This is a genomic window from Romboutsia sp. BSD2780061687b_171204_C1 (assembly GCF_015560225.1).
In the GTDB taxonomy this organism is placed as follows: domain Bacteria; phylum Bacillota; class Clostridia; order Peptostreptococcales; family Peptostreptococcaceae; genus Romboutsia_C; species Romboutsia_C hominis.
Window position 1 is genome coordinate 1 of the sequence record NZ_JADMRK010000024.1, and the last position, 9013, is coordinate 9013.

Genomic DNA, 9013 nt, shown 5'->3' on the forward strand with positions numbered 1-9013 from the left:
AAAATCATTAACTAAATGATATACAGTTTTCAGAGTATTAACTCTAAAAGATAAAGATTATGTGGTTATTATAGCAAAGAGGATACACCTGTTCCCATACCGAACACAGAAGTTAAGCTCTTTAGCGCTGATGGTACTTGGGGGGCGACCCCCTGGAAGAGTAAGACGTAGCCACGTAGTCTTTTTTTTATGCAAAAAAATAAATATAATTGTTTTTCATACCATATATTAAATCTAATAAATAAAATATATAATTATATAAAAAATATTAGAAGCATTGAAATAGCTAGAGTTAGAGATTGTAAAAATTAAAATTTTTTAAAACTGAAAAAACTTTTTTGAATAATACTATTGAAACTTGATAATATATATAATATAATGATTATCAAATAGAAGAATTAATAAAAAGCTTTGAAGGAAATTAGTAAAGAGCAAGTTTGTATTCAGAGAGTGAGTGGTAGGTGTGAACTCATTACAATGGTTTTTGAATCTATTCTGGAGCTTCTACCGAAACAATAAGGTAAGACGTATACCTACGTTACAGGTTTGAGAGGGTTATATTTTTATATAACCAATTAGGGTGGCAACGCGGATAACAAGACTTTCGTCCCTTTCATAGGGGAATGAAGGTCTTTTTTTAATGCAATAATTACCCTAAGATTAAGGTTTTAGATAAAAATACATGTATTAGAAAACGTTATTTATGACTAAAATTAATTTATTAGCGCTGGTAGATTAACAAAAGTTATAAGTTTTGAATAGGTTAATTAAAGTAAAATAAATTATAAAATATAAGGAGGAATTAGCAATGTTAGATGTCAGAAGAATAAGAGAAAATTTAGAAGATATAAAAAAAGCTATGGATAGAAGAGGCGAAAAAGAATTCGACTTAGATGCTGTAGTTAGATTAGATGACGAAAGAAGAGAATTACTTAAAGAAGTTGAAGTAATGAAGAATGAGTTAAATGTAGAATCTAAGAAAATACCTCAATTAATAAAAGAAGGTAAAGATGTAGATGCAGCTAAAGCTCAACTTAAAGAACTATCAGATAAGATAAAAGGAATGGATGAAAAAGTTAGAGCTGTAGAAGCAGAGATGGAATACAACTTAATGAGAATACCAAATGTACCTCATCCTGATGTTCCACAAGGAACAACAGATGAAGATAATGTTCAAATAAGAACTTGGGGAGAACCTACAGAGTTTAACTTTGAACATAAGGCACACTGGGATATAGGAACAGGATTAGGAATATTAGATTTTGAAACTGGAAGTAAAATAACAGGTTCAAGATTCACTTTATACAAAGGATTAGGAGCTAGATTAGAGAGAGCGTTAATAAACTTCTTCTTAAATACTCATACGGCTGAGCATGGATATACAGAAGTTTTACCTCCTTTTATGGCTAATAGAACTAGCTTTATAGGAACAGGTCAATTACCTAAGTTCGAAGAAGACATGTTCAAAGTTGAAGGTGTTGATTACTTCTTAATACCAACTGCTGAAGTTCCTGTAACTAATATACATAGAGATGAAATATTAACAGTTGATCAATTACCAATAAAATATTGTGCATATACTCCATGCTTTAGATCTGAAGCAGGTTCTGCTGGTAGAGATACTAGAGGATTAGTAAGACAACATCAATTTAACAAGGTAGAATTAGTTAAATTTGTTAAGCCAGAAGATTCTTACGATGAGTTAGAAAAATTAACTAACGATGCAGAAAAAATATTACAATTATTAGGATTACCTTACAGAGTTGTTAAGATATGTACAGGAGACTTAGGGTTCACTGCAGCATTTAAATATGACTTAGAAGTATGGATGCCAAGTTACAACAGATACGTTGAGATATCTTCTTGTTCAAACTTTGAAGATTTCCAAGCTAGAAGAGCTGGTATAAGATTCAAGAGAGACAAAAAATCTAAAGCAGAATACGTTCATACATTAAATGGATCTGGATTAGCAGTAGGAAGATGTTTAGCTGCTATATTAGAAAACTATCAACAAGAAGATGGTTCAGTAGTAGTTCCAGAAGTATTAAGACCATACATGGGTGTAGATGTTATAAAGAAAGAAGAATTATAAGATCTAACGCAATTTAGACATATATTAGGAAGATCATTATCTATATATAAAGACCAACAGATTTCTGTTGGTTTTTATATATAGTGATACAATATTTTTAACAAGAAAGAGGATATAATTGTATGCACTATAGAAGAATATAAGTTATAGATAGATCTAATAGATTAAATCCTTGTAACCTAGTGATATTATAGTCTATTTAAGTTATAAATATAGCCAATTTACATTGTTTAATATTGCTTATAATGAAGAATTATGCAATAGTAACTAATTTTAACTTGTACAAATAAATTAAAATTCAGTTGAATTATAAATGTAACTATGATAATATAGAAGTGTTATAAGTTCTAGGAGGAAATATGAATAAAGAACTATATATGAAAGAAGCCTTGAAAGAAGCAGATAAAGCCTTTAAAAAAGGCGAAACTCCTATAGGGGCCATAGTAGTTAAAGATGGCAACATTATAGGCAGAGGACATAATTTAACTGAAACTTTAAATGATAGCACAGCTCATGCTGAGATTGTAGCAATAAGAGAAGCTGCTAGAAACTTAGGTGGATGGAGACTTATTGATTGTGAATTATATGTTACAATGGAACCTTGTATTATGTGCAGTGGGGCTATAGTTAATTCTAGAATAAAAAAACTTATAATAGGAACTAAACATATAAAAAACGAATATACAGAAAATCAGCATAAATTTAAGACTGATTACTATGAACGAAATAATATAAATGTCTTATTCGGTGTTTTAAAAGAAGAATGTTCTAATATATTACAGGAATTTTTTAGAGCTCTTAGGAAAAGATAATAAGGAGAGATGGTCGAGTCGGTCGAAGGCGCTCGCCTGGAAAGTGAGTATACGTCAAAAGCGTATCGTGGGTTCGAATCCCACTCTCTCCGCCAGAGGAAAATTTAAATATGGTTATAAGTTTGCTGTACTAGATGGGGAGGTAGCGGTGCCCTGTAACCTGCAATCCGCTATAGCAGGATTGAATTCCATCTAGAGGTTTACATCTTGTAGGGCTGCCCTGAATAAGTGGTGTTGACACTTAGGTCCTACGCAATGGAAGCTCATGAACCCCGTCAGATCCGGAAGGAAGCAGCGGTAAGTGATCACTTCCGTGTGCCGTAGGGGTGCCTAAGTTGAGCTAACTGTTTAGGTAACGCCTATGAGAGTAAATCAATAGATGGTGTACAGCTTTAATATATAAAAAACAAATCTCTTATTATAAGAGATTTTTTTTAATTATAAGAAAATCATGAAGTTTTTACTCTATACATAATTTTAGAAATATATCAATGAGTATACACAACATGGTTAATAGATATGGTATAAAAAATATGTTTTTTATACTTTTAATGAAATTAGTTAAGATAGTTTATATTTTAAAATAAATTTAGTTTGATTAGTATATATTTACATTTAATAACGTTAATAATTAATGTAGGTTGTATTTTATATAAAAATAAATACTAGCGTTTAAAATATAAGTAATGTGATGATATAATTAGATAAAAATAGATTAATTGTATGAAGTTTATTTAAGGAGAGATAAGAATGCATAAAGCATTATATAGAGCATATAGGCCACAAAATTTTGAAGATGTTGTGGGCCAGCAACATATAATAAGAACGTTAAAGAATCAGATAGAAAGTAATAATGTAGGACATGCATATTTATTTACAGGAACGAGAGGGACAGGTAAAACATCTACGGCTAAAATATTTGCTAGAGCAGTTAATTGTGTGCAAAGTAAAGACCAAGAGCCTTGTAATGAATGTGAAGTATGTAAGGATATAATAAATGATAATATAATGGATGTTGTAGAGATAGATGCGGCATCTAACAATAGTGTAGATGATATAAGAGAGCTTAGAGAAAGTGTTAAATATTCGCCTACAAAGTCTAAATATAAGGTATACATAATAGATGAGGTTCATATGTTATCACAGGGAGCGTTTAATGCACTTTTAAAGACATTAGAAGAACCGCCATCATATATAATATTTATATTAGCTACAACTGAACCTCATAAGATACCGGCTACAATACTATCTAGATGTCAAAGATTTGACTTCAAAAGAGTTACGGTTAATGATATGTCTGAAAGAATGAAAAAGATATGCAATGAGGAAAATATAGAAGTTGAAGATAAAGCACTTAACCTAATAGCTAGAAATGCACAAGGTGCACTGAGAGATGCCTTAAGTATATTAGATCAATGTATATCTTTTGGTGGTAACAAAATAGAATACAAAGATGTAGTTGAATTATTAGGAACAGTAAATATAGAGCAATTATTTGAGATGTCTCAGTTCATAATAAATCAAGATACAAAAAACTCTCTTCAAGCACTAAATGAATTTGTAATTTGGGGTAAGGATATAAGAAATTTAATTAATGATTTAATAGACCATTTTAGAAATCTTATGGTTTGTAAGGTGTCAACTGAATTAGATGAGATAATTTCTTTACCAGAAGAGACTATAGATAAATTAAAGTCCCAAGCTGAAAGTGTAGATGTAAATGATATTATAAGAGTTTTAAATATATTATCTGTTACACAAGATAGCATGAAAAGCTCATCGAATCCAAGGGTTCTGGCTGAAGTTACTATGATGAAAATAGCCCAACCTATGTTTGATGAAAGTAAAGAAGCTTTAATAAAGAGAGTAGAGAATTTAGAGAAGAAAATAGAGAGTGGAAATATAAAGGTTAATAGCAACAATATAGAGAATACTAATAATATAATAGAGGAAAAAGAAATAATAGAGACAGATGAAGTAGTATACGAATCTGTTAAAAGTGAAGATGTTAAGCTTATAGAGTCATCATGGCCTAAGATTAGAAAGAGTATAAAGGATGATAAGCAAAGTAAACAAATGCCAGTATACTTCTTATTAGGTGATGTAAGTAGTTTTAACGTATATGAAAATGTGTTATATCTAATATACGCAGATGGATTTGCGTTTGCTAAGAAAAGACTAAGCGAACCTGATACTATAGCATATATAGAAAAAGTAATAAGGGAAACTATAAGTAGAAGTTTTAATATAAAAATAATATTAGAATCTGAAGTTAAAAACATAGACTTAGAAATAAAGAGTGGAAAAGTTGACAAAGGTGAGGAGATTCTAAAAAGTATAGTAAATGAGGAGATACTAGAAATAAAAGATAGTGTCGAAGAAAATGAAAGTAAATAATAAACACTAATATGATATAATATTAAAATAAAATAGTTTTAAGGAGGAATTAAAAATGGCTAAAAGAGGTTTTGGAGGCGGAATGATGCCTGGAAATATGAATAATTTATTAAAGCAGGCTCAAAAGATGCAAGAAAACATGCAAAAGATGCAAGAAGAATTAGAAGCTAAGGAAATAGAAGCTTCAGTTGGTGGAGGAGCTGTTACTGTAAAAGTTAACGGTAAGAAAGAAGTTTTAGATATAAATATAAAACCTGAAGTTGTTGATCCAGATGATATAGAGATGTTACAAGACTTAGTATTAAGTGCTATAAATGAAGCTTTAAGAAATGTTGATGAAATGCAATCATCTCAAATGGGTAAATTAACTGGAGGAATGAACATACCAGGGTTATTCTAGTAGGTGATAATATGCAATCTTATACAGGGCCTATAGCTAGGCTTATAGAAGAATTTTCAAAGCTTCCAGGGGTAGGTAGAAAAACGGCTCAAAGATTAGCTTTCCATGTAATAAACATGAATGTTAATGATGTAGAGTCTTTATCTAAAGCTATTTTAGAAGCTAAGAGAGAAATAAAATATTGTTCAGTATGCTGTAATATAACAGACACAGACCCTTGTAGTATGTGTTCTAATAAAAATAGAGATGCTGGTGTAATATGTGTAGTAGAAGATCCTAGAGATGTTGCTGCTATGGAAAGAACAAGAGAATTTAAGGGGCAATATCATGTATTAAATGGAGTTATATCTCCTATGGATGGTATTGGACCTGATATGATAAAAATTAAAGAGTTAATCAAAAGATTAGGAAATCAGGATGTAAGAGAAGTAATAATGGCTACAAACCCAACGATTGAAGGGGAAGCTACGGCTATGTATATAGCTAGACTTTTAAAACCTATGGGGATAAAAGTTACTAGAATTGCTCATGGTCTACCAGTAGGTGGAGACTTAGAGTATGCTGATGAAGTAACTATATCAAAAGCTTTAGAAGGAAGAAGAGAAATATAAAAAATCGAGGTATTTACCTCGATTTTTTGTCGTTTATTGATATAAATTTACTCAAATAATATAAGGTACACTTGTTGAATTAAGCAATGAGTTAATGTATAATTTTAATAAATTCATTCAAAATTATTTATAGGAGAATAAAATGAAATCAACAATGAGCCTAGAAGAGAGAAAAGCTTTGAAAGAAAAAAGAGAAAAAAACTTAAAATCTAAAGGAAAAACAAAGTTTACAGAATCTGATGATATGAGCTTATTAATAAAGAAAAAAAACAGTAAAGCTCAGAAAAGCAAAAACTCGTGCTTTAGGAATAATTATAAGAAGTATCAATATGATTATGAAGAAGATTTTTATGAACCTACATACTAATATATATAATTGTAAAATGCCCAAAGGATATTATCCATTGGGCATTTATTATGTAAATTTAATTAAAATTAATTCATAGATAGTAATACATCCTCAACTAAATTAGCTATATTTTGAGAAGAATTAAATTTTCTTATAGATTTTATATTTTTCTTTAACATATCTAATCTAGATGGATCATCTATTAGTACTTTTAGTAAAACTGAAAGAGTATACTTTTTAGTTGTTCTAAGGGCTGCACCACAATTTGAAAGAAAATCTAAGTTTTCTTCTTCCTGTCCTGGAATATAATATGGAACAATCATAGGAACGTCTTTTAATAATGCTTCTGTAGTAGTTAAACCACCAGGTTTTGTTATTAAAACGTCAATAGAAGCAAGTATATCATTCATTTTATTAGTGTACCCAAGTACACATATATTTTTATTATGATTGTGAGTAGCCAGTTTTTTTTCAAGTTTCTCTTTTAAGGATTCATTTCTTCCTGTAATGACTAAAATTTGAAAATCTCTATCAATATTCAGTAATTCTTCTAAGGTTTCTTTTATATTACCAGCTCCAAAGCTTCCTCCCATAAGTAGAACTGTAAGTTTATCAGAAGATAAACCTAATTCATTTAAAACTTCTTCTTTTTCTCTATTACTTAAGAATGATTTTTCTACGGGGATACCAAAAGGTTTGATTTTTTCAGTATCAACTCCTTCATATGCTAGCAATTCTTTTACATACTCATGACCTACTATATAATAGTCTATTTCATTTTGTATCCATGTAGAGTGAGTAGTATAATCTGTAAGGACAGAGATCATTGGAGGCACATCTATAGTATCATGGTGATCACCTAGATGTAAACCGTGATCAGAACCTCCATCACTATGTTTTTTTAGTGTACTTAAAGCTATCATAGGGAAGGGATGTGTACCTATAATTAAATCGGGTTTAGAATCATTTAAAAGCTTTTTGAATTTTTTTGCCATTAAAGATGTAAGCAAATTACCTTTAAACTCATTTTTAGAAACAAGAGAGGTTTCAGAAAATCTGTATACACTACCATAAGCTTTTGGAGTATATATAGCAGATTTTTCATATCCCCTAGAAATTATTTTATCCATTGTATTATTAACTAATTTTAAACTATCCACTATTTCACATTGTATATTAAAACCATCTATCGTTTTTTGTTCTAACTCCTCTTTAATTGCTCGAGCAGCTCTATTATGACCTCCACCAGTTGAAGCAGACATAATCAATACTTTTTTGCTCATACTAAAATCCTCCTAAAATGTAGAGTTATATTGAATAATAATGCAATTTTTTGTATTATTAAATATATTAACTTAGAAAAAATAAATTATGTATTATATTATATACTAATAATGAGTTAATAATAATCTAATATAATATAAAAAAAAATACAAGCATAACAAAATAAATACTTAGGAGCAGATAGATGAAAGTAGTAGAGATATACACTAGCGATACATGTCCACAATGTATAAAAGCTAAAGAGTTTCTAAAAAATAAAAATATTGAATATAAAGAATATAATATATCGAAAGATTTAGATGCCAAGAAAAAGTTGATAGGTATGGGGTATATGTCTATTCCTCTAACTATTATAGATGGAGAACATGTCTTAGGTTTAGATATAAGTAGAATGACACAACTATTAGAGAAATAGTATTTATTGATATAAGGAAGCTTGTGAAAAAGTTTTCTTATATCAATAAAAAGTATAAAAATTAGTATGAAATGTAGAAAAATACATAGACTAAATCACAGATAATAATAGATTAAGAAAAAAATTAAAAAAAGTTTAAAAAAAGTATTGACGATATAAATGTAAGGTGATATAGTATTACTTGTCCTTAAGAAAAGGGCAAAAACGAAAATGAACTTTGAAAATTAAACAGTAGGTTAATTTATATAACTAATGATTCTTAAAAGAATCGAAAACAAACCAAGCCAGATATTCAGATAATGATAGTCTGAGCAGGTAACAACTTTTATTTGAGAGTTTGATCCTGGCTCAGGATGAACGCTGGCGGCGTGCCTAACACATGCAAGTCGAGCGATTCTCTTCGGAGAAGAGCGGCGGACGGGTGAGTAACGCGTGGGTAACCTGCCCTGTACACACGGATAACATACCGAAAGGTATGCTAATACGAGATAATATGGGAGAGTCGCATGGCTTTCTTATCAAAGCTTTTGCGGTACAGGATGGACCCGCGTCTGATTAGCTAGTTGGTAAGGTAACGGCTTACCAAGGCGACGATCAGTAGCCGACCTGAGAGGGTGATCGGCCACATTGGAACTGAGACACGGTCCAAACTC

The 9013-nt window shown here is 30.2% G+C and carries 8 protein-coding genes, 1 tRNA gene, 2 rRNA genes, 1 other RNA gene and 1 other annotated feature; of the genes, 11 read left to right on the plus strand and 1 reads right to left on the minus strand.

Annotation, left to right across the window (positions count from 1 at the left end):
- The first annotated feature begins 60 nt into the window (after nt 1-60).
- The 9 genes from rrf to I2H23_RS14980 all read left to right on the plus strand — a co-directional run bounded on the left by rrf (nt 61) and on the right by I2H23_RS14980 (nt 6679).
- A 5S ribosomal RNA gene (gene rrf, locus I2H23_RS14940) occupies nt 61-177 on the plus strand.
- Nucleotides 178-402: 225 nt separating this feature from the next.
- Nucleotides 403-615: a binding site (T-box leader), on the plus strand.
- Nucleotides 616-808: 193 nt separating this feature from the next.
- Complete coding sequence (gene serS / locus I2H23_RS14945; RefSeq protein WP_195582031.1) at nt 809-2092, plus strand: serine--tRNA ligase; 1284 nt, start codon at nt 809-811, stop codon at nt 2090-2092.
- A 359-nt stretch (nt 2093-2451) separates the two neighbouring features.
- Entirely contained in the window at nt 2452-2904 is a 453-nt protein-coding gene (locus I2H23_RS14950) for a nucleoside deaminase (protein ID WP_092921356.1), read from the plus strand.
- 3 nt (nt 2905-2907) lie between these two features.
- Nucleotides 2908-2999, plus strand: a tRNA-Ser gene (locus tag I2H23_RS14955).
- Nucleotides 3000-3029: 30 nt separating this feature from the next.
- Nucleotides 3030-3294: signal recognition particle sRNA large type (ffs, locus tag I2H23_RS14960), an RNA gene on the plus strand.
- A gap of 360 nt (nt 3295-3654) precedes the next feature.
- A complete protein-coding gene (gene dnaX / locus I2H23_RS14965; RefSeq protein WP_195582033.1) occupies nt 3655-5301 on the plus strand; it encodes a DNA polymerase III subunit gamma/tau in 1647 nt (548 codons plus the stop codon).
- A gap of 55 nt (nt 5302-5356) precedes the next feature.
- Nucleotides 5357-5701, plus strand: a complete 345-nt coding sequence (locus I2H23_RS14970) for a YbaB/EbfC family nucleoid-associated protein (RefSeq protein WP_092921359.1) — start codon at nt 5357-5359, stop codon at nt 5699-5701.
- 11 nt (nt 5702-5712) lie between these two features.
- The gene (gene recR, locus I2H23_RS14975; RefSeq protein WP_195582035.1) at nt 5713-6312 is read left to right on the plus strand and encodes a recombination mediator RecR; all 600 of its coding nucleotides are present in this window, start codon (nt 5713-5715) and stop codon (nt 6310-6312) included.
- Between the two features lie 142 nt (nt 6313-6454).
- On the plus strand, nt 6455-6679 hold the full coding sequence (locus I2H23_RS14980) for a hypothetical protein (RefSeq protein ID WP_092921363.1): 225 nt from the start codon (nt 6455-6457) through the stop codon (nt 6677-6679).
- A 68-nt stretch (nt 6680-6747) separates the two neighbouring features.
- On the opposite strand, the gene I2H23_RS14985 is transcribed toward I2H23_RS14980, so the two are convergent.
- On the minus strand, nt 6748-7944 hold the full coding sequence (locus I2H23_RS14985) for an MGDG synthase family glycosyltransferase (RefSeq protein WP_195582037.1): 1197 nt from the start codon (nt 7942-7944) through the stop codon (nt 6748-6750).
- A 185-nt stretch (nt 7945-8129) separates the two neighbouring features.
- Between I2H23_RS14985 and I2H23_RS14990 the strand changes: the two genes are divergently transcribed.
- Both I2H23_RS14990 and I2H23_RS14995 read left to right on the plus strand, forming a co-directional pair.
- On the plus strand, nt 8130-8360 hold the full coding sequence (locus I2H23_RS14990; protein WP_092921367.1) for a glutaredoxin family protein: 231 nt from the start codon (nt 8130-8132) through the stop codon (nt 8358-8360).
- A gap of 325 nt (nt 8361-8685) precedes the next feature.
- Nucleotides 8686-9013: ribosomal RNA gene (locus tag I2H23_RS14995) — 16S ribosomal RNA — on the plus strand; the annotation flags it as partial.